18 protein-coding genes are annotated in these 21,016 nt (G+C 47.9%); 5 read left to right on the top strand and 13 right to left on the bottom strand.

Annotated elements, in window-relative coordinates; all coding sequences use genetic code 11:
- Nucleotides 1–53: 53 nt before the first annotated feature.
- The 4 genes from ACLJXE_RS19335 (at nucleotide 54) to galE (ending at nucleotide 4,192) form a co-directional block, all read left to right on the top strand.
- The gene (locus tag ACLJXE_RS19335; protein WP_410751751.1) at nucleotides 54–1,226 is read left to right on the top strand and encodes a MalY/PatB family protein; all 1,173 of its coding nucleotides are present in this window, start codon (nucleotides 54–56) and stop codon (nucleotides 1,224–1,226) included.
- Between the two features lie 155 nt (nucleotides 1,227–1,381).
- Nucleotides 1,382–2,017, top strand: coding sequence for a carbonic anhydrase (locus tag ACLJXE_RS19330; protein ID WP_005122990.1), 636 nt, complete (start codon nucleotides 1,382–1,384; stop codon nucleotides 2,015–2,017).
- A 153-nt stretch (nucleotides 2,018–2,170) separates the two neighbouring features.
- Nucleotides 2,171–3,109 (top strand): hypothetical protein, encoded by a 939-nt coding sequence (locus ACLJXE_RS19325; protein ID WP_410751750.1) that lies wholly within the window; start codon nucleotides 2,171–2,173, stop codon nucleotides 3,107–3,109.
- Between the two features lie 66 nt (nucleotides 3,110–3,175).
- A complete protein-coding gene (gene galE / locus ACLJXE_RS19320) occupies nucleotides 3,176–4,192 on the top strand; it encodes a UDP-glucose 4-epimerase GalE (RefSeq protein WP_410751749.1) in 1,017 nt (338 codons plus the stop codon).
- Nucleotides 4,193–4,239: 47 nt separating this feature from the next.
- On the opposite strand, the gene ACLJXE_RS19315 is transcribed toward galE, so the two are convergent.
- The 13 genes from ACLJXE_RS19315 to tctD all read right to left on the bottom strand — a co-directional run bounded on the left by ACLJXE_RS19315 (nucleotide 4,240) and on the right by tctD (nucleotide 19,883).
- A complete protein-coding gene (locus ACLJXE_RS19315; RefSeq protein WP_410751748.1) occupies nucleotides 4,240–5,631 on the bottom strand; it encodes a DUF4832 domain-containing protein in 1,392 nt (463 codons plus the stop codon).
- Between the two features lie 31 nt (nucleotides 5,632–5,662).
- Nucleotides 5,663–6,070 carry a hypothetical protein gene (locus ACLJXE_RS19310; RefSeq protein ID WP_410751747.1) on the bottom strand — a complete coding sequence of 136 codons (408 nt, stop codon included), beginning with the start codon at nucleotides 6,068–6,070 and terminating at the stop codon, nucleotides 5,663–5,665.
- 2 nt (nucleotides 6,071–6,072) lie between these two features.
- Nucleotides 6,073–7,185, bottom strand: coding sequence for a glycosyltransferase family 4 protein (locus ACLJXE_RS19305; RefSeq protein ID WP_410751746.1), 1,113 nt, complete (start codon nucleotides 7,183–7,185; stop codon nucleotides 6,073–6,075).
- Between the two features lies 1 nt (nucleotide 7,186).
- Nucleotides 7,187–8,398 carry a glycosyltransferase family 4 protein gene (locus ACLJXE_RS19300; protein WP_410751745.1) on the bottom strand — a complete coding sequence of 404 codons (1,212 nt, stop codon included), beginning with the start codon at nucleotides 8,396–8,398 and terminating at the stop codon, nucleotides 7,187–7,189.
- Between the two features lie 14 nt (nucleotides 8,399–8,412).
- Nucleotides 8,413–9,402, bottom strand: coding sequence for a glycosyltransferase (locus tag ACLJXE_RS19295; protein ID WP_410751744.1), 990 nt, complete (start codon nucleotides 9,400–9,402; stop codon nucleotides 8,413–8,415).
- Entirely contained in the window at nucleotides 9,392–10,777 is a 1,386-nt protein-coding gene (locus ACLJXE_RS19290) for a capsular biosynthesis protein (protein WP_410751743.1), read from the bottom strand. Before ACLJXE_RS19290 ends, ACLJXE_RS19295 begins: the two co-directional genes overlap by 11 nt.
- A complete protein-coding gene (locus ACLJXE_RS19285; RefSeq protein WP_410751742.1) occupies nucleotides 10,774–11,985 on the bottom strand; it encodes a lipopolysaccharide biosynthesis protein in 1,212 nt (403 codons plus the stop codon). Before ACLJXE_RS19285 ends, ACLJXE_RS19290 begins: the two co-directional genes overlap by 4 nt.
- Nucleotides 11,982–14,099 carry a GumC family protein gene (locus tag ACLJXE_RS19280; RefSeq protein WP_410751741.1) on the bottom strand — a complete coding sequence of 706 codons (2,118 nt, stop codon included), beginning with the start codon at nucleotides 14,097–14,099 and terminating at the stop codon, nucleotides 11,982–11,984. The genes ACLJXE_RS19285 and ACLJXE_RS19280 overlap by 4 nt, the downstream gene beginning before the upstream one ends.
- A gap of 2 nt (nucleotides 14,100–14,101) precedes the next feature.
- Nucleotides 14,102–14,659 (bottom strand): polysaccharide biosynthesis/export family protein, encoded by a 558-nt coding sequence (locus ACLJXE_RS19275; RefSeq protein ID WP_286630463.1) that lies wholly within the window; start codon nucleotides 14,657–14,659, stop codon nucleotides 14,102–14,104.
- A 1-nt stretch (nucleotide 14,660) separates the two neighbouring features.
- Nucleotides 14,661–15,947: an outer membrane beta-barrel protein gene (locus tag ACLJXE_RS19270; protein ID WP_410751740.1), complete on the bottom strand. Its 1,287-nt coding sequence runs from the start codon at nucleotides 15,945–15,947 to the stop codon at nucleotides 14,661–14,663.
- Entirely contained in the window at nucleotides 15,937–17,352 is a 1,416-nt protein-coding gene (locus ACLJXE_RS19265) for an undecaprenyl-phosphate glucose phosphotransferase (RefSeq protein WP_410751739.1), read from the bottom strand. The genes ACLJXE_RS19270 and ACLJXE_RS19265 overlap by 11 nt, the downstream gene beginning before the upstream one ends.
- Before the next feature lie 457 nt (nucleotides 17,353–17,809).
- The gene (locus ACLJXE_RS19260; protein ID WP_410751738.1) at nucleotides 17,810–19,222 is read right to left on the bottom strand and encodes a sensor histidine kinase; all 1,413 of its coding nucleotides are present in this window, start codon (nucleotides 19,220–19,222) and stop codon (nucleotides 17,810–17,812) included.
- Nucleotides 19,209–19,883 carry a transcriptional regulator TctD gene (tctD, locus tag ACLJXE_RS19255; protein ID WP_410751737.1) on the bottom strand — a complete coding sequence of 225 codons (675 nt, stop codon included), beginning with the start codon at nucleotides 19,881–19,883 and terminating at the stop codon, nucleotides 19,209–19,211. Before tctD ends, ACLJXE_RS19260 begins: the two co-directional genes overlap by 14 nt.
- A 153-nt stretch (nucleotides 19,884–20,036) precedes the next feature.
- Here tctD and ACLJXE_RS19250 point away from each other — a divergent pair, with 153 nt between their 5' ends.
- Nucleotides 20,037–21,014, top strand: coding sequence for a Bug family tripartite tricarboxylate transporter substrate binding protein (locus ACLJXE_RS19250; protein ID WP_410751736.1), 978 nt, complete (start codon nucleotides 20,037–20,039; stop codon nucleotides 21,012–21,014).
- Nucleotides 21,015–21,016 lie beyond the last annotated feature (2 nt).

Below are 21,016 nucleotides of genomic sequence, written 5' to 3'. Positions count from 1 at the left end.
TTCATTTTACGCGGCTTAAATTATTTATTTCAGAGACTATCCAGGAGTTAGCAATGTCTTTGTTTGATGCTATTGTCACAAGGGATGTTAATTGTCGCAAATACGGACAATTACAACAAATGTACGGTACCAGCGATGTATTACCACTGTGGATTGCGGATATGGATTTTGGTACGCCAGAGCCCATCATGAATACCTTACGCACAGTAGTAGAGCAGCCTGTTCAGGGCTATAACCTGGATTATCCGCAATGGAAAGAGTCCGTTATCCAGTGGTACGCAAAACAGTATGATGCCGAGCTTAAATCGCACTGGCTGCATTTTGTTCCCGGCGTCATAAAAACCATTGTCATGTCTTTGCTGGCGCTTACCCGCACGGGAGACAATATATTAACCTGTACCCCAATATATGATCCCTACCCTAACCTGGTGAAAACCAGCGGCAGGCATTTACTCCAGACCCGTCTCATTGAAAAAGACGGTTGCTATGAATTTGACTGGCAGGATTTCAGCGAAAAACTTAAACAGTGCAAAATGTTTCTTTTTCCCTCGCCACATAATCCTGGTGGAATGGTGTGGTCGCGGGAAACGCTTGAAAAAATCAGTCACTCTTGCCAGCAGGCCGGTGTCATCATTCTCTCCGATGAAGTACATAGCGATTTAACTCTGCCAGGTAAGCAACACCTGCCCTTTTTTACCCTCGATGACGCAGCAGGAAGTCAGTCAATCGTACTGACCTCTGTCAGCAAGACCTTCAACACGGCGGCGATCCAGGGCGGGATAGCCATTATAAAGAATGATGAACTGCGTCACCGGTTCTATCATTTTCTCGATAACTGTTATCTTGCAGAGACTCACTCACTGCAACAGGCAACGATTTATAGCGCTTATACCCATTGCGGTGACTGGCACCGGGAATTATTGGCTTATCTGGCTGATAACGTGGCATTTGTTAAAAGAGAAATTGAAATGCACTGTCCGTTGATCTCGATTGTCTATGGTGGCGCATCCTATCTGCTCTTTCTGAATGCCGAAAAAATGGCGCTTAGCGAGACGCAGCTAAGCGATTTTTTTGTCCATGAAGCGCGACTCGGCCTGTCTCCGGGGTCACAATATGGCCCAGGCGGAGAGGGGCACATGCGTCTCAACGTTGGCTGCCCGCGCGCCGTACTGGTGGACGCAATGAACAGACTAAAAACGGCATACCAGAAACGGCAAAACATGTAACACAGACCGCTACGCTTGCCCTGCGTTGTCAGGGCAAAATTACCCAAAGATATTGACCGAACTGCTATAAAGTCTTTCTCTTCTGTCGGCTGGTGTTAAACTGGAAAGTGTGATCTTCATCATAACCTGCTTAAACAGAGAAAAGAGACACTGCTATGCAACATATCATTGAGGGCTTCCTCAACTTCCAAAAAGAGATTTTCCCTCAACGTAAGGAACTCTTCCGCAGCCTGGCATCCAGCCAGAATCCTAAAGCGCTTTTCATCTCCTGTTCTGACAGCCGTCTGGTGCCTGAGTTAGTGACGCAGCAAGAGCCAGGACAGCTTTTCGTTATCCGTAACGCCGGTAATATTGTACCGTCTTTTGGCCCAGAGCCTGGCGGCGTGTCAGCCACCATTGAGTACGCGGTCGTTGCGTTAGGCGTGACTGATATCGTTATCTGTGGCCACTCCAACTGCGGCGCGATGAAAGCCATCGCAGAAAGCCAACCCCTGGATCCGATGCCTGCTGTCGCCCACTGGTTGCACTATGCCGATGCTGCGAAAGCCGTGGTTGAAAAGAAAACCTGGGCTAACGAAATCGATAAAGTAAATGCCATGGTGGAAGAAAACGTTATTGCCCAGTTAAACAACATTAAAACGCATCCTTGCGTGGCTGTTGGCCTGCGTAACAACGCGATTCGTCTGCACGGCTGGGTTTACGACATCGAAAGCGGAGAAATTCGTACTCTGGATAAGAACAGCAAAACTTACGTTTCGCTGGCCGATAATCCACACGTCCATTTCGAGTAAATCAGCACTGGAGCACGGATGCTCTGGCAATCCTCCCACTATGATTTCTGTCAGTAGACAAACACCCCTCTTGCGACTAGCTTTTAAACTAGCCATCAGTGTGGACGTCGTGGAACACGCAATAGATTAAGCGATAAAAAGGAGCAGTTACGCATGCGAACGAAAAATAACAGACTGATTAATATGTTATTTTTTCATGAATCATGGGATATTATGATCCTAAAAAATAAGGGTTCGCATACCTTTCCCACGAACACGCTGGAAATTCTGAACCGCACCCGAGCCCAACAGCTCAAAAAGAAATATACCTTTCAGGCCGATCCTTTCATTATTGAAAAAGACAATAAAGTTTATGTTTTTTATGAAGCACTAAGCTTTCGTAATTCGCAAGGTATCCTGCGCTGCCGTATCCTTGATGCTAACCTGGTTGAGCTTGAGGATGTGAAACTCGACGGTTTTGATAACCTAAAATGCCATTTATCATTTCCTTTTTTATTTTACAGCAACGATCAGCTTTTCATGATCCCGGAGTCTTCAGAAAGGAAAGAGGTTATCTTATTCCAGTCGATAGATTTCCCTACGCGCTGGAAACAGGTAAAAGTAGTAGTACCTGACCTGGCGCTCACCGATAACGTCGTCGTCTCGTTACATGAAAATCTTTATCTTTTATCCACCACGATGGAAGATGAGTTAGTTATCCATACTGCCAGTGATGTCACCGGGCCATGGCAAAAAATAGAGCCCACACTGAACCTGTCGAATCAACACCCCCGGGGCGCTGGCGCACCACACTGCGTTGATAATAAACTCTATTTCCTCACCCAGGAATGCACACCAGAGACGTACGGAAAGTCAGTTTATATCAAAGAGTTAATCACGCTTAACGCATCCAGCTTTAATGAGCGTTTGATTGCGCAGATCAATGCCAGCATCAACCAAAGCGAGGGCGTCCACACGCTGAACTTCACCGATAACTATATCGTGTATGATAGTAAGATAAGCAAATTCAGCCTGTTTTCTATATTTAAAAAAATATCTTATAAATGCAGGGTGAAATACCGGAATTTTTACCTTACCCGACGCCACCAATAACGTTTATTTAAGACGGTGGCATTGATGAATCAATAATAGTTTGTAAAAAATATATCTGGAGACTGTATGGCAATTCTGGTCACTGGTGGTGCTGGTTATATTGGTTCACATACCGTGCTGACGCTTCTGGAAAGAGGTGATGATGTTGTGGTCATCGATAATCTCTCCAACGCCTCACAAACATCCCTGGACAGGGTTGCAGAACTGACTGGCAAAGCGCCCATCGTTTATATTGCTGATGTGCTGAACAACGATGTTCTGAAAACTATTTTCTCTAACCATAACATCACCGATGTTATTCATTTTGCTGGACTAAAATCAGTTTCAGAATCAATAAAAGAACCGCTTGCCTACTATGACAATAATGTCACCGGCACGCTGGTTTTACTGCGTGAGATGTTAGCTGCGGGAGTTAAGCACTTTATTTTCAGCTCATCCGCCACGGTATATGGCAACCCGGAAAGCGTTCCATTAAGTGAACAATCGCCAACCGGTGGCACCACCAATCCGTATGGCACATCAAAATTCATGGTCGAGCAAATTCTGGCAGACTTTTCCCGCGCACAACCCGATTTCCGCATAACCTGCCTGCGCTACTTTAACCCAGTCGGCGCACATCCATCGGGCAGGATTGGTGAAGATCCGAATGGTATCCCCAACAATCTGGTACCGTATATTTCTCAGGTGGCGATTGGCAAGCTGGAAAGCGTGTCGGTCTATGGAAATGACTATCCAACCCCTGACGGCACCGGTGTGCGTGATTACATCCATGTGATGGATCTGGCAACTGGCCATTTAGCAGCACTGGATTGCCAGGAAAAAGGTGCGGCATACAAAGTCATCAATCTCGGTACCGGTATCGGATATTCCGTACTTAACCTGATCGCAGCCTTCGAGAAAGCGGCGCAAACCCGAATTAATTATAAGATTGTGGCCAGAAGACCCGGGGATATTGCCGAATGTTGGTCCGACCCGTCGTTAGCACGAAAAGAGTTGGGATGGCAGGCCATCTACAATCTGGATGAAATGATACGCGATACCTGGAACTGGCAAAAAAACAATCCAGATGGCTATCACGTTTAATTTTTAACGATAAGGAGCCTGATTCCCAGGCTCCTTACTATGGCAGGCTATTTCACCGTTACCGCAGACACGCGATACCAACCGTTGTTCAGCTTCCCTTCATTGGCAAAGTTAATTCTTGCCGCACCGGATTTATCCACAATCGCCGCTTCAATAGCATATTTCCCTTTCGGCAGCGTCCCGGGCATCGGCATCCCGTAACTCAGTGGGTGTTTTCCGGGCAGCCAGTGACGTATATCTTCAGGGACATTCCCTTGTGCCACCACCTTATTGGCCTCATCAACCAGACGAAATGCCAGCGTGTAGGGAAGGTAAATCGGCGCGTTCCCCTCATTATACCAGGTGCTTGTCAGGGTGAGTTCTGGTCCCCCTTCCCAGACTGACTCGTGGCTCAGGGAGGCTAAGCGAAACCGATAGCCCAGTTTTGTCAGTGCCTCGTCGACAATCGGACGATACTCACGGGGCACGGTTCTCGATTTCAGGTTAATCGTACTGGTATGTTGCTTCACCGCCCAGTCAAAAATCCCCTGCACTTCCTCTCGCGTATAGTGAAACGTATTTTTCCAGTCCTGCATGTACGAGCAGATCTCAAAGCTCACTGGCGCATGTTTCCAGGCATCGTTAAATCCTGAAGAGCTTTTCTGTGCGGCCTGCAGCCGTTGAGGATAATCATCCGCCATATGATTCCATGAATCAGAAAACACGCGGAGATCGCCCAGGCAGTCCGCTCGCCAGCCCGCCCCGCGCGCGACCGCATTCGCCAGACTTTGCCCACCACTCATCAACATGATTTTTGGCGTACGGGGGAAAGCCGTGAAATGCATCGTCACATAGCGGTCCAACTGCGCCGTGGTGTAGCGCTCCAGCAATGGCTTCAGCATCGGGAAGTTGCTGTTATGCCACTCTCCCCACGACCCCACCATGCCGATATCCACGAAAGCCAGGTTCTCGTTACCATCATAGCGTTTACCCATCGCGTTCAGCAGGCGCTGGCTATATTCAATAAATAGGGGATCGTCTAAATCAGGGATAAAGGTTTTGTTGTCAGGCGTCCAGGTTCCCTTTACGCCTTTTTTAATCAACCAGTCGGGAATTTGTGAACCGGTTTCCGGCTCAGCAAGCGCCATAAACCGCAGTCCGACGTTCATCGCCGGTCGATGCGCCGCGGCATACCTGAAGGCGTCATCAACCAGTGCAAAATTGTACTGGCCTTCGACCGGCTCAAGGTCACGCCAGTAAAAGCGCTCATACTCAAAGCCTGTGTCGGGATAATCCGCCAGTCCAAGCGTTTCACCATATCCCTGATGAAAACTGGCTACCCCAATACCTGGGTTTGTCAGTGGGACCGTCAATGCTTTAGGGGTTACGGTCGTTAATGCGGCCAATACCGTCAGCGGACAGAACAGACACAACAGCGCAGAAAACCATTTACACTTCATCGCAGTGACGCCTTCCACAGGTTTGTTAACACTAGCGGTCTTTCAGGCTTAACCACCAGTCCCAGATACCAACGTGAAAATGTTGGAATACATCAATACCCAATGCGGATTTGATCATGTATAGCGTCAGTAATACGCAGCAGGTGACAAACAGCGTGCCTAGCAGCAGCAAAAATGTGAGCAACATGGTCGATAAGGTCGACTCCTGACGATGCCGCTGACGTAAGTCTCTGCCGAATAAAAAAACCAGATAAAAGCGTTTGCCGAAAAATGGAAAACTTCTGCGAATATCGATCCGATGTCTTGATGCCAGAGTGCTGGCGACGATCGCTTTCTCGATCCCCTCTTTTTGTTCCGGGGTCAGTCCCTCCGATATATGCGCATCAAGCTGAGCATAAAATCGTTCAATGACGGGGGGGCGATTCTGAGGACTGGTCAAAATTAACCTATATTTTTATCAATTGAGTGATAGACATTGACTGTTTTTCTGGCAATTTCCTGCCAGTCATAATTTTGCAAATATACACGATAGTCCACGCTATTTGCGCTGGCCCAGGCGGTTAATTTCTCAGCAAGACTGGACAATGAGCCGACCCGAAAATAGGCCTCAGACGGCAACTGCACTTCCAAATTTGCGGGAATGTCGCTCACCACCGCCGGGAGGGAATACGACATCGCCTCCAGAAGCGCAATCGGTAGTCCTTCATGGTAAGAAGGCATAACAAACAGCCGGGCCTGCGAAAACACGGCCTGAAGTTCATCTCCCCTTAAAAATCCGGTCATCACCACGCCAGGGGTATCAGCGGCAAGTTGCTTGAGTCGAATACTGTATTCCGTTGGGTGATCTGCATCACCAATGAGCACTAGCGGCTGTTGCAAACCACTTTGTTTGTACGCGGAGATGGCATCATGCATCCCCTTTTCTTCCACAAACCGTCCGACCACCACGAAATAGTTTTTCGCTTCGAGTCCAAAGCGGGAAAGCGTGGCATGAATGGTTTGCTCTGACAACGGACGGGGCTTATTGACGCCATTGAAAATCAAATGCGCATCATAGCGAGCATGTTTTTTCTGAATCAGTTGGTTAATGACCTCAGAAATCACTATCACCTCATTGGCATATCTCACCGCCCAGCGTTCGCCCAGCAGCAATATTTTTTTGGCGACAAATCCCCATTTTTGACGATCGTAATCAGGCCCGTGGTGGGTAAAAACCACCTTCTTACCTAACACGCGTAATAATGGGATCACCAAACCCGGCCCTATAGCATGGACATGCACAATATCAGAACGGTCGACACAGGTTCTAAACGCCGCTAAAACGGAATGCACAATCGCCTCCAGTGACCGTTTTTTGGGTGCCCACAGCGCATAGGTCTCAACTTTCTTATAAGAAGATCGTTTGTAGCTAACATACGGCGAGCGGGCGATAACACAAATATCAACGTCAAACTGTTGTTTAATCGCCGGATAAAGATTCTGGCAGTGGGTTTCCACACCGCCCAATACATCCGGAATACCGCGGGTACCAAAAACCGTTATTTTTTTACTCATTCTATGGCCTGCTCAGAAGTTCTTTATATAGCGCCTGTAAGGTATCCATATGTTTGTTAAGCGCATATTTTTCACTCAGGCGCGCACGACCCCGTAAGCCCATGACGCGTGCTTTATCCGGGTCATCAACCAGAGTATCCATCGCCTTCGCCAGTTCCTGCGCATTACCCGGCTCAAATAAAATCCCTTCAATACCGTCGCGTATTTGTTCGGGGATCCCGCCAATACGCGCCCCGATCACCGGTTTCGCGAAAGACATCGCCTCTAGCACCGCCATTGAGCAGTTTTCATAACATTCAGAGGGGAGGATCACCACTCGGGCATGCTTAATGAGCGTATTGAGGGCATCCCCTTGTTGTACATAACCCAGAAACTCAGCTTCCGGGTATTTCGCCACTAACTCGTCATGCAACGGACCGTGCCCCACTATTTTCAGTGGAGCCGGGTTACGCATTTTCTGATGAGCGGCCAGCAACGTTGCCACCCCCTTTTCACGGCTCAGGCGGCCGAAGTACAGTATATAACCGTCATCGACGACCTCATCGATGGGCTGGCTATCATCAACACCATTGACGATCACATCGATTCGCGATTTCGGCAACGTTCGGAGTAACACGCCGCGTAGAAAGAGGCTGGGTGAAACAATCACATCCAGAGCCTGATAATTTTGGGCAATGTATTGCCAGGTCGCTTCTAACGAGAGCAGCAAGCTTTTAGAGGCAGAGCCTTCCTGACAACGATAGCGGAAGGCATTGAAAACGGTACCGGTGATACAGGCATCACACACCTTCCCATCACGTAACATGGAGTATGCAGGACAGACAATCTTATAGTCGTGCGCCGTCAGCACCGTTTTGCAGCCAAAATTACGCGCCACTTTAATTAACGCTGGCGTCAACTGATGGTAAATATTATGAAAGTGAACGATATCAGGGCGTTCTTTTTGTAAAAGCGCCAGCATTTTTTTGCAGGCCTGGGTGTTATGAATAAAGTTAACCGCAGTTTTGATGCCCCCCAACAGATTACTCTCTTTATGGTAATCGACATTGCTGACGAAATAATCAGCATAATCAGAGGGGAAATTTTTCTCATGCTGCATGGAAAAATCAATGACCTGAACACCAGCCTGTTTCAGCATGTCGCGTTCTTGAAAATAAACCGTTTCCGCGCCGCCTTTAATGAAAAAAAACTTGTTAACTAATAATACTTTCATGGCGCTTGTCCCGGTTATTCATGAATGATTTTACTGTTGGGCGGAGTCAGCGGATCGCGTACCGGATAAAAAATACCTTTGATCAGTCCCGCTGAGCGTACGATTAAATTAATAACGCTTTGCAACCCATCGCTTAACGAGCGATTTTGCACTATCTTCAACAAGGCAAATGCCAGTAATGGTAAAAGCGCAACGGCAAACACATTAATATTAAAGGTGAGCAGCGCAACAAATAAGAGAATAAGGTATAGCGCAAATACCGCCTCATTCTTCACGATGTTAAATGACTGGGAAAACCAGGGTTTCCCCCAACTGCAACGCAAAAGCTCACCCGGAGCCTGGTAATAACCGCTAGTCCAGCGGCGCGCCAGCATCTTAAACGTCGGCAGCGTATGTGACGTATGGCTGAAGTAAGGAATATCCAGACGCCGCAGTTTATAGCCCGCTTCGATTAAACGCAGACCCAGCTCAGCCTCTTCATAAGCGTGCAAATTTCGGTTGGTCAGATAACCAATTTTTTCAATTGCCGACCGACGATACAGTCCGCCGCCCCCCAGATGATCGCTATCACCAAGAGGATAGATTTTATTGATCCGCTGCTTACGAGACTTAAATTCATAGTTAACGGCATCATCCATTTCGACAGTACCGGCCACCCCGGCATAGTCCGGTTCCGCTTGCAAAAAAGCAACAGCCTGGTCAATGAAGCCATCTTCCAGCTCCATATCTCCATCCATCAGTAATAAATATTCCCCTTCGCTGTACAGATAACCCAACTGATGGCCCACCCCACAACAGCGATCGCCCGGATCGGTGAGTGACACTACCGTGACGCCTTTATTGGCTGCCAACTGCTGGGTGTTATCAGTCGACAGACTGTCAGCCACAATAATTTTATGCGGATACCCGACCAACTGACGCCGAATGCTGTCGATCGTTTTCTCAATACCTTTAGATTCGTTGAGCGTCTTAATACTCACTGAAATAAATGGCTTATTGTCCATACCATCCCCCTGCACTGCGAAGTACGGTTCGACGAATCACTAAGCTCGCCCCCAGCGATAAATAGAACAGGAACTGTAACATCGGCGTAATCATCAATATCTGGCTGTAAGGCAAGCTGATTAAACAACTGATAGCGAAAGCGTTAAACGCTGGCGCAAAGCTCAGTAACTGCAGATCCTGTTTATCCAACTGCTCAAGCATCAATACTGGTTTTGGCTGGCACACTTTCAGAATATAAACAAACAAGCCAATAAACAGCAGCGTGCCAATAATGCCAACTTCCCACAGCAGCATACTCAGAGCCGTCGAGTCTAAAATCAGGTTATAGATAATGTTCAAAAATCCAGGGGAGACCGTACTACCACTGTTTGTGGCATTAAGCCCATAGCCAAATAATGTGCCCGACAGTCCCCATAGATCGTTATTTTTTAACCAGAACAGAAACGTTGTGAAACGCCCCAACTCTCCGGTCGACATGATGTAGTTCGGATCAAAGATATAGCTCAATGAATCAATAAAAATGCTTAATGAGCCTTTCGTCGGATCGCTGCCAAAAGCGGAAGCGTAGTACCAGGCCAGTATCATAATCGACAGGCCGATGAGCACCAGCATTCCTGCCACAATGACAAATAACGTCTTCAGATTTACCTTACTGACATCTTTAACATAGCTCGGCGATATCCACACCCATGCCAGAAATATCGGTGACAGCAGGATGACAAACTTAACCTCACCAATGATGCATAACCCTATTCCAAGGATGATATGCAGCGCTGCGGATTTAAACGTCGTAAGCCCGTGCTTATATTCAGAGAGTTTCAGCAACATAATTAACAGGCAAAATAACCCCATCGCCGCCGTATTGCCGCCACCCATTGGGTCTCCGCCGAATGTCCCTACCACGGAGTCCCATTTTTCATCTTCCCCGCGCACAGCCACACGCTGAGGAACAACCAGCAAAACCTGATAAATCATCACCGGGATTTGCGCGTAGAACACCCAGTACAGATAGCGTGTCGCCCGATATATCTGCGATTCCCGGCAAAAACCCAACAGCAAACACACCATCACCAACGATAACGCGATTTCGTTTTTGAAGGCCACAATTGCAACGGTTACCCCACCCTGAATCAGGGTCGATGTTCCCGCCAGTACCAGAAAGGAAAAATACAGCGCAAGGATAATGGTTTCCTGTGCATCCAGACGCAGCGCTCCGTCTCGCGTCTGCATCACCAGTAATCCCACCATCAGTAATGTCAGGAAAAACGGGATCCACAACACGGATTGCAGGCCGGTAAAATACTGCACCAGACCACACAGGATCAGCGTTATAAATGTGTAGACCTGTAAATAATTTCCGGTATTCAGTGTCATGGCATCACCGGCTTGTTTTTCAGGAGATTGGCCCGCTTGTTCATTTTCAGGTAAATGAACGCATAGCGAATAAATGTCAGTGAAGAGAACAATATTACTGACGCCGCATAATCATGGTAAAAATAGGGAACGACCACAAACGCCAGTAGCACAATCGCCAACTGTTCAAGTTGGATACGCAGAAAATAGCGGTGCGAGCCAAAAATAAGCTCAATCACCGTTAAAGGACTTATCGCCAGTGCCGGGAACAAATAGGGCAACATGTAGCGCGACGTCTCAATGGAGTTAATCCAGTCTTCGCTAAAACCCAGCCGCATCACAATGGGATAGAAAATAAAGACGCCTAAGGTACAGACCCCCCCCAGCACTAACAGCAGCATACGTACCTTCGTATACTCCTGATAATTGAAGGTGTTATTTCTGAAGTCGATGGACCATTTAGAAAAAATGGTATTGCGTACCGCGTTACCGATAATCACTACCGGCGCCAGACAGAACCGGCTTACAACGGAAAAATACCCCGCCGTCAGCGCCGAAAACCAGAAGTTAATCAGCATAATAGGCAAGTTACTGCTCGCCATTGCCAGCACCTCAGCACTACCGACTTTAGTGATGTGATGAATATTCTGTTTAAAAAATCGCAAATTACTTGCCGGACGCAAATGCTGCGACGTCACCGAGCGAATATCAAACGAATGTAAAATACAGCTGGCGGTCAGCAATATCATGGCGCAGGCCCACGACCAGTAAAATGTCTGTACCTGGTGCGTGAGCAGTACCGAGAGCACCACCACCACAGAGACCGAAATACGCTGAAAAATCAGAAAATAAAAGTTGGCTGTCCGCAGCGATAAGTTTTCCGATATTAACGCCCACGCCGTTGAAAGCGTCAGCAAATAGAGAAACAGTATGTTCTGGTGAAACAACCACGCGGTCAGGACGGCATACGGTAATGCAATGAGCGCGCTTTGCAGCAAACAGAACACCACATTTTGCGCCAGCTCGTCATCCTGCTGTTTGGGAATCAAAAGCTGGGAGGCAAAGGTACATACCTGTGCCCCCACCACCGCGATACTGTAATTGAGCGCATACAGCCCAACCTCTGCCATATCGTACTTATGTGAGATCAACCAGATAGACAGCGCACCAATCAGCTGCGAAACGACTGATGAACTGGCTATCGTAGAAGCGCTCTTCAGTAAGCTCATACACGACCTGGCGTAGTCATCAGTTGGTCAGTATTGAAGTTCAATGAGCGCAACCCTTCCTGCGTTTCAAGGTTTTTTTCCTCGACCGCATTCAACACGGCGCCAATCACCACGCCCTGATTATCCTCAATCTTATCCAGTGCGCTGGCGATATTCTCCGCAGAACCGGTCCCGGCTTTCACGATAAAGATAACCCCATCAACAGCGCGTTTGATCAGTTGGATATCCTGACTTTGATTGACCGCAGCAACGTCAATAATAATGCGTTGATACTGCGACTTCAGTTCGCGCATCACGGGTTCAACGTGCTCTGACGACAGCATCAGTAAAGAGGAAATGGTCGTCTTACCGTGGGGGATAAAATCAAGGTTTTCAGCGATCTTAACCCGTGCCTTTTCAAGCGGAGCCTCACCCCGCAACAGCTCCGCCACACCTGCAGAAGTCGCCGATGCCAGTTCAGAAGACAGGCCGTTGGTATTGAAGAAATCTGCATCAATAAGCAACGTTTTCTGATCGAAGCTGAATGAGCTGGCCAACAGATTCGCCAACAGGGAGCGCCCTTCCCCCTGCTCCGCCGAAGCAATAGCGACCGTCTGCAGCGACCGGTTATCCAGCATAATTCGGGTGCGAATACCGTGGATGATATCGGCATTCAGCGGGTTCTTCAGTATCATATCCCGCACCTGTGCGCGTCCCGAAGTACCGGTAAATCGACGAATTTCGCCCAATGGCTCGACATTGAGACGTTTCTTCAGACGGCTCAGGGTGCTTATTGAATTATCCATTGCCGCTTTGACGATGAAATACATGATGCTGAATACCACAACCAGCATCACCACCATCACGAGCAGCAGCGATTTATTCGGCTTAGACGGCTTTAACGGAGGAACGGCTGGATCATACAGCACCGCATCCGCATTAACCCCGGACAGCGACAATTCCTGAGTCCGCTGATAAAGCGTTTTATACAGATCTTCCATTTTATCTAACGCCAATTTTTGGCTGTTATAGGCATCCCGTTTTGATGCCATCTTCTGGAAGATCTCTTTTTGCTCAGCAACCTGCTGCTGGTAATTCTTTTCGTCGGCCAGCGCAGCCAAATACTGCTGACGTAAGCCAAGTTTTAGCTCACCCAGTACCCGACCCGTTTGATTTTGGATTGATTGCACATCGGCTTCTGCTTTTAAAATATTGGCACTTTTAGGCCCATACACTTTGCGCAGTTCCGACAACGTGCGCTGCGCCTGGATCAGCGCAATGCGTAAATCCTGAATCTGCGCATGGTCAGAAACTGATGGCAGCGAAATAATATCGCCTGAAGATTTCCCTCTGTTATTGACTTCATTGTAAACAGACTCCGCGGCGACACGCCGTTGGGTCGCATCGGCAAGACGGTTGGTCACAATGCTTAACTGCTCTGTTTCAAAACCATCAATACCACGGAAGGTCAGCAGCCCAGAGTTTTTCAGGTAGCTATCCATTTCCTCTTTTTGTTTCGCTATCGATTTCTGAATCTCTTCCATTTTTTCAAAGTTGAGATTGCGAGCCTGCTCTGCGTTCAGACGCTTTTGTTCTACCGTGTAGTTGATAAAAGCCTGAGCGACGCCATTGGCTATCTCAGCTGAAAGTTGAGGCGAGGAAGATTCATAAGAAATAGAGGCCAGATTAGTGGTACGGATACCGATGACCTTCAGGTCTTTCGACAATGTTTTCAGCGCCTGATCAACCCTCAGCTGCTGATCCTCACTACCAGAGCCAGGCTTCACCCCGGTAAAATCCGGGTTTTCATCCAGCTTCAGATCGCGGACCGCCTGCTCGAGGATAATGCGAGACTGCATCAATGCATACTGTGTTTCGTAGTAACCACTACGCGTTGAATCAAAACCATCAACCTGGGGAAAGGGCGACACATTATCAGCCTGAGCCTTAATCAACACCGTGGCAGTCGAAACATACCTGGATGACATCATGCTGATTAATGGATATGCGACAACCCCGGCAATAATACCGGCCAGCGCGATTTTCCAGGCGTTCTTTTTCAGTTCTTTGGCAAAGCGGGAGAAATCGACGGAGTTTTCTCGTTGCTTGCCGTTTTCCACTATAGATAGTTTCATCGTTAGAAGAACCCCATGCCAATAATCACGACATCCCCAGGACGAACAGAGTGCGTTAAATCAACATTCTCAAGTAGCTGATTGCTACCAGAGAGGCGAATGTTGATATCTTTGCGATCTGCACGGTCAGTAAATCCACCCGCCTGAGCAATCGCTTTCTCTACGGTAAGTCCCGGCTCCCAGGCGAATCCATTCGGGCTTTTCACTTCCCCTGACACGTAGAATTTACGGAACTCGGCAATACTCACTGTCACCATGGGATTAACCATATACCCATTGCGCAAGCGTTGAGTTAATTCAATATTCACCTGTTCTGGTGTTTTATCTTTTAAACCCAGCACGCCGATATAAGGGAAGTTTATTGTTCCACTCTTATCCACAATAAATTTCATCGTCATCTCGGGTTCCCCGTAAACAACGATATTGACAGTATCCCCCGCCCCAATTCGGTAATCCTCTGCCACCGCAGCAGGATCGTCCATTAATGGTGGCCTGGACGTTGTGCATCCGACCAACAGGATACTGAATAGCAAAAACGCGCACAGTTCTATTATTTTCATTTTAGATCTGAACCTTAGCTTTAAGCATAATCATAGAATTATCATAACCCAACGTTCTAATGACTTCCTGATTGTCGTTGGGACCGATATAAAACGAATCAGTATCCTTATTCGAATTCAGGGTATCTAATTGATATTTAATCTCAAAATTGACAGACGGCGTGTAGTCATAGCTCATGGTTACGCTAAATACACCATTTTTATCATGTCGATCCTTGTTCTGTTTTTTATAGTCTTCCGTGGTGTATGAGTAGTCCAGCAAAGTAGAAAAACGATTGCCCAGCCAGAAATGCTGGTAAGAAAGCCCATATTCAGTCACTAAAATATACCCCCCAACTTCCGAGGGGTCTTTAATACTTTGAGCAGAATGGACAGTGAAGACTGACTGATTTAACGGCTTCCACTCCCCCTTTATATCCCAGTTTAGACCATTAAAATCATTCGAGTTTGGGGCATTTTCAAATGTTTTGTACAGCCATGAAATATTCATGTCGACGTTGGTTTTCCCCGTCAACTGCGATTTCAGACCGTAAAGCAAATAGTATTCATTACTGTCTTTTTCTGAGTTGTTATCATAGTGACGCTGATTAGTAATAAAACTATAGCGAAAGCGCGTTCTGGATGTGTATTGGTCAAAAATTTCAGCAACCAGACTATTTTCATGCCATTCCTGCTGCTGAATATAATTGTAAAAATCCGGGCTGGTATCCTGCACATCCGAGGTATTCCCGAACGTCAGTTTTTTATATAACAGTGCCAGTTCCGCTTTGCCGCGTCCATCTGGTGCGCCATAGCTATAGCGCAACTCACTGTTGATAAAATTATTCGTCAGCGGAGAGTTAACTCCATACTGGCGGAACTGGTTCGGCAAAAAGCCCTCTGTGATATCGCGCCCGCGAGATTCATGCCCAATTGAATCTTCCAGATTCAAGGTTAAGCCGTGCATTTGCCCATAACGCCAGGCACCGTTAAAACGGAAAAAATGGTCGTTATAGTTATCGGCAGAATCGCTTGAGTAGTTACGATAATCACCTGAATACATTAACAAATACTTATCCTGGCCGCGCTCACCGATCATACTAAACACAGGTGCTGCGCTCTGGAAAGCTGAACCTATCGCATCACTGTTATGGGGCTGATAAGTCACGTTATCATCATAGCCGTAATCCACAGCAACGTTGCCCTGGAAGTCGATCCCCGCAAAGCCAATGTGTGATTTCGGTGTGAGATCAGCCCATGCGGACTGCGATATCACGATTCCGGTAATAACTATTAATTTAGTATGCATTCTTACCGACAAATCCTTTGAAAATAGTTTTAATAATAATTTTTATATCCAGCCATAGCGACCAGTTTTGAATATATTCAATATCATACTGAACGCGCTTTTCCATCTTATAAAGTGCATCGATTTCGCCACGGAAACCGTTAATCTGCGCAAGCCCGGTGATCCCCGGCTTAACTTTATGGCGGATCATGTAGTTTTCGACCTGTTTGCGGTACTGTTCATTGTGCGTAACCGCATGAGGTCTGGGACCAACAATAGACATACTTCCCTGCAATACATTAATGAATTGCGGGAGTTCATCAAGAGAGGTGCGTCGCAAGAAACTACCAAATTTTGTCACACGTGGATCATTCTTGGTGGCCTGGATAACCGTATCGGAATTCTCCATAACTCGCATCGAGCGAAACTTCCATACCTTAATTTTTTGTCCACTCAGGCCGTATCGATCTTGTTTGAAAAACACCGGGCCACGGGAGGTAAGTTTAATACCAATAGCAATCGCTAACATCAGTGAGGAGATCATCACCATAATGATGCTACCGAGAATCAGGTCTTCCGCACGTTTAATAAATGAACCGGCCCCTTCAAACGGTGAGCTAAAGATGCCAATGGTTTGCAGATTGTGGATCGAGCGCAGCTTGGACATATTGTTACTGTAGGTATAAAAATCAGGAACAATATAGGTATCTACCGTGGTATCTGACATCATGGCCAAAAAGTGACGAATACGATGTAATGCCACCATCGGTAATGCGATATAGATCTCGTCGATATTCCCTTGTTTGGCCTCTTCAACCAGATTAATGACAGGGCCACGAAAGGGGCTTTTTATCTTATCCACGATATCACCACAGCGGGACAAAGCGCGTTCGTCATAAAAAGCCAAATCTAATTTGATATTGGAGTATTCTGCTATCAGTGCTTTTTCAGCTGCCACACCGTTGTCGGTAAGACCAATAATCGCCACACGAATGCTTTTTTTCGTTGAATATTTAAAAATGAAAAAACGAATAAAATAAAGAAAAGGTAAAGGAATGAAATACCAATAAACAATAGGAGATAAAAAAGACGGTGTCAGGCTTGCCAGGTATCCAAGTGACTCCGGTTCAGCCACCGTCATGCTGATCACTTCGTTGAACGATATCGCCAACAGTGTACAAAAAAGCAGCCGTTTTTGGTTACGTATGCCGATGGTTTTTATCTTCTGCTGGTACATTTTTGTGTATTCAGCAAGCAGTAAGAAAAACACTGAGAAGAGAATACTCAGAATGACAATGGTCTTAAATGGCACCATACCTAACAGATGGGCACTAAAAATTAACGTAATATTAATTACAATAAAATCGACCAGTTTCAAAAAGACTGGATATCCTTGACTGCTAATCTTTAGCGAATTTTTAAGCATATCTCAGCCCATTATTTATTGATATTTAATTGTTTTTTTCTCTTTTCATGTTGCTAATTATATCACAAGTCTAAAAAACGCAATGGCACTTTGTCAGTAAATGTAAAAAATAATGTTTATTAGTGTGACTATCACCTATGTATCATTTTTATCATCATGATTTTAATCATTAATTTATGAGCGAACACTTTTTCATCACCACCAAAAAAGATGATAATTTACAACACAACTGTTATTGACAGATAATAATTCTTAGACTATGAATGCAGCTATATGTATGATGAATAGCAAAAAATCGTTTCTCTTTTTTCCCAGGATAACCGTTAAAATTAATTAATGGTGTCACAATACAAATAAAAACAATAAATCGCACACCGTTATTGTTAAAATAACAATAATAACCAACTTTATTATTTGCAATTTCTTGAGAATAATCTGTGCCAAAGAAATAAAGACATCAGATCGGGATGCTTAAAAATCGGACTCGTACGCTCAGCCCCCCTAGCGTATTGCTACGCGACAACTGCGGGTGTGTGCGGTGTAGACGCGCAATATCGTTGACCAGAGCCAGGCCTATCCCTGCGCCCGGGATATTGCCGACGTTATCCAGGCGATGAAACGGCAACAGTGCCTGATGCACCCGATCATCATCAATGCCGGGTCCGCTATCTTCCACCACCAGCACCACGGCTTCCCCCTCGCGTACTAAACGCGCCGTCACCACGCCCTGTACTGGCGTATATTTCAGCGCATTATCCAGCAGATTTCCGCACAGTTCACCGAGCAGCACCTCATCCCCTTCAATCCACAGCGCCTCCTGCTCCCCCTCATATCCCAGATCGATGGCTTTACTGCGCGCCTGCGCCAGACGGGTAAAACAGCTGGTTTGCACCACGTCATACAGATTAACGGGCGAAAAGTGCCTTTCTCCCTGCTCTTTACGCTTCACCGCTGAAAGCTGTAACAACCTTTCCGTCAGTTGAATGGTGTTATCCAGCGTTGAACTCATCGCCTGTAAGCTCTCATACCATTGTTGCGGCTGCGGGCTCGCCAACGCCACTGCCGCCTGCGTTTTTAGCACTGCCAGTGGTGTTTTGAGCTGATGGGAAGCATCTGCGCTAAAACGTTCCTGCCGTGAAATAAGCGCCCGCAGTCGGTCGATGTAGCGGTTGAATGCCACAATCAGCAGGCGGGTTTCCGACCATGGCAGCAACTCTGGCAACGGCGTCAGCAATCCCGGTTCACGTCGTACCATCAATGATGACAGCTGACGCATCGGGCGTAATACCCGACGCAGCAGCCAGCCGACCAGCACCAGCGTCAGGAGTACTAATAGACCTTGTGACACCCAGGAGGAAAACAGCAGTTGCCGCGCCAGATAACGACGTGATTGCAGCGTCTCAGCAACATAAATTTCGGCCATGCCAACAATCCCGCCCTCATTGACCGGCTGGAGCAGACGCGCCACGCGGATTGCCTCGCCGCGATATTCGGTATGATAAAACCACGCTAACGCCGGATACAGCCGGGTACGCGAGGTCGCGGGCGGCATGGCCGGTAAATCGTCATAGCCGGAAATCACCTTACCCGCCGGGTCCACCACCTTGTAATACAGCCTGTCGTTCATGTTCAGTTCAAAGCTGTCCAGTACCACCCACGGCACGTTGACTTCCAGGTGTTTATTGCGCACGACCAGCCGCTCTGAAACCGTTCTGGCCGATGAGAGCAGCGTCCGGTCATACGCCTGCGTCGCGGCCTGTAATGCGCTAACGTAGCTGTTAAACGCCGAGAGTCCCCACAACAACAGCAGCGGTAGCCCGAGAAACATCAGCAGTTGCAGGTACAACGACTGAGGCTTAACCCACCTCATCGCAGCGTTCCAGCACATAACCCAGGCCACGCAGCGTCGCGATACGCACGTCACTCCCTTGCAGTTTCTTCCGCAACCGATGGATATACAGCTCAATGCTCTCGGGGCTGACCTCATCGCTCAAACTGAAAACCTGTTCGAACAACTGCTGGCGCGAGACCGGACGCAATCGTCGGTACATCAATACCGTCAGCAGCGCCTGTTCGCGTGGCGTTAGCGCCAGCGGTTGTCCCTGCAGCAGAAAGTAACCTTCATCGTGAAACGCCAGCGCTCCCAATTGCTGGATGCCCTGTACCTGACCCGCGCTACGCCGTAGCAGCGCCCGTAGCCTGGCATCAAGCTCTTCAATCTCAAACGGTTTTGCCAGATAGTCATCCGCGCCTGCATTGAGTCCCTTCACCCGATCCGCCACCGCGCTGCGCGCCGTCAACAGCAGAACGGGCAGCGTCAGCCCGCGCTTACGCAGCCGCTGAACCACCTCAAGGCCGTCCAGTCCCGGCATATTGATGTCCAGTACCGCCAGCGCGTAGGTTTCGCTATGTAAAAGGTGATCGGCTGCCAAACCATCAAACACGCAGTCAACGGCAAAACCGTTCTGTACCAGCGCTTTCTCCAGCCAGTGAGCGAGCTCACGGTTATCTTCCGCTAATAAGAGACGCATATCACATCCTGTAAAGTTTCTGCCGCATTGAAAGGGAATTGAAAGGTTAATTTTTTAACAATCACGCAACCGAACTGCTACACATCGGCTCACATAATCACAAAAATCTTCTTCCGTACCCGAAAATCCGGTTTTCCGGCGTGAGGATAAACAATGAAAAAACAATTACTTCGTACCCTTACTGCAAGCATGTTACTGATGAGTACCTCTGTTCTGGCGGAACAAGCGCCTTCGCGCACCGAATGTATCGCCCCGGCAAAACCCGGCGGAGGTTTTGACCTCACCTGTAAGCTGATTCAGGTGAGCATGATGGAAACCGGCGCCATCGAAAAACCGATGCGCGTGACCTATATGCCAGGCGGCGTAGGTGCCGTGGCGTATAACGCCATCGTCGCGCAACGCCCTGCCGAAGCGGGTACCGTGGTGGCGTTCTCAGGTGGTTCGCTGCTGAACCTGTCGCAGGGGAAATTTGGCCGCTATGGCGTCGATGATGTGCGCTGGCTGGCGAGCGTGGGCACCGACTACGGCATGATTGCCGTGCGCAACGATGCCCCATGGAAAACGCTGAAAGATCTGCTGACGGCGATGGAAAAAGATCCCAACAGCGTGGTGATTGGCGCAGGCGCCTCTATCGGCAGTCAGGACTGGATGAAGTCGGCGCTGCTGGCGCAAAAAGCCAACGTCGATCCGCACAAAATGCGTTATGTCGCCTTTGAAGGCGGCGGCGAGCCGGTCACCGCGCTGATGGGCAATCACGTGCAGGTCGTCTCCGGCGATCTCAGTGAGATGGTGCCGTATCTCAGCGGCGACAAAATCCGCGTACTGGCGGTGTTCTCTGACCAGCGCCTGCCGGGTCAGTTAGCCAATGTGCCCACCGCCAAAGAGCAGGGCTATGACCTCGTGTGGCCAATCATCCGTGGTTTCTACGTTGGGCCAAAAGTGAGCGATGCGGATTACCAGTGGTGGGTTGATGCCTTTAATAAGCTCCAGCAGACCGACGAATTTAAGAAGCAGCGTGATTTGCGTGGCCTGTTCGAGTTCAACATGAGCGGTAAGCAACTCGATGACTACGTGAAGAAACAGGTCACCGATTACCGTGAGCAGGCAAAAGCCTTCGGTCTGGCTAAATAACC

The sequence above is a fragment of the Citrobacter sp. U14242 genome (genome assembly GCF_046555775.1).
GTDB lineage: Bacteria > Pseudomonadota > Gammaproteobacteria > Enterobacterales > Enterobacteriaceae > Citrobacter.
The sequence above is the reverse complement of the archived record's forward strand: the minus strand, read 5'-3'. Positions and strand labels throughout refer to the sequence as shown.

Bases quoted from the DNA above. Each gene is read 5' to 3' on its own strand.
- ACLJXE_RS19335 (WP_410751751.1), top strand. From the start codon at position 54: ATGTCTTTGTTTGATGCTATTGTCACAAGGGATGTTAATTGTCGCAAA.
- ACLJXE_RS19330 (WP_005122990.1), top strand. From the start codon at position 1,382: ATGCAACATATCATTGAGGGCTTCCTCAACTTCCAAAAAGAGATTTTC.
- ACLJXE_RS19325 (WP_410751750.1), top strand. From the start codon at position 2,171: ATGCGAACGAAAAATAACAGACTGATTAATATGTTATTTTTTCATGAA.
- galE (WP_410751749.1), top strand. From the start codon at position 3,176: ATGGCAATTCTGGTCACTGGTGGTGCTGGTTATATTGGTTCACATACC.
- ACLJXE_RS19315 (WP_410751748.1), bottom strand. From the start codon at position 5,631: ATGAAGTGTAAATGGTTTTCTGCGCTGTTGTGTCTGTTCTGTCCGCTG.
- ACLJXE_RS19305 (WP_410751746.1), bottom strand. From the start codon at position 7,185: ATGAGTAAAAAAATAACGGTTTTTGGTACCCGCGGTATTCCGGATGTA.
- ACLJXE_RS19300 (WP_410751745.1), bottom strand. From the start codon at position 8,398: ATGAAAGTATTATTAGTTAACAAGTTTTTTTTCATTAAAGGCGGCGCG.
- ACLJXE_RS19295 (WP_410751744.1), bottom strand. From the start codon at position 9,402: ATGGACAATAAGCCATTTATTTCAGTGAGTATTAAGACGCTCAACGAA.
- ACLJXE_RS19290 (WP_410751743.1), bottom strand. From the start codon at position 10,777: ATGACACTGAATACCGGAAATTATTTACAGGTCTACACATTTATAACG.
- ACLJXE_RS19285 (WP_410751742.1), bottom strand. From the start codon at position 11,985: ATGAGCTTACTGAAGAGCGCTTCTACGATAGCCAGTTCATCAGTCGTT.
- ACLJXE_RS19280 (WP_410751741.1), bottom strand. From the start codon at position 14,099: ATGAAACTATCTATAGTGGAAAACGGCAAGCAACGAGAAAACTCCGTC.
- ACLJXE_RS19275 (WP_286630463.1), bottom strand. From the start codon at position 14,659: ATGAAAATAATAGAACTGTGCGCGTTTTTGCTATTCAGTATCCTGTTG.
- ACLJXE_RS19270 (WP_410751740.1), bottom strand. From the start codon at position 15,947: ATGCATACTAAATTAATAGTTATTACCGGAATCGTGATATCGCAGTCC.
- ACLJXE_RS19265 (WP_410751739.1), bottom strand. From the start codon at position 17,352: ATGCTTAAAAATTCGCTAAAGATTAGCAGTCAAGGATATCCAGTCTTT.
- ACLJXE_RS19260 (WP_410751738.1), bottom strand. From the start codon at position 19,222: ATGAGGTGGGTTAAGCCTCAGTCGTTGTACCTGCAACTGCTGATGTTT.
- tctD (WP_410751737.1), bottom strand. From the start codon at position 19,883: ATGCGTCTCTTATTAGCGGAAGATAACCGTGAGCTCGCTCACTGGCTG.
- ACLJXE_RS19250 (WP_410751736.1), top strand. From the start codon at position 20,037: ATGAAAAAACAATTACTTCGTACCCTTACTGCAAGCATGTTACTGATG.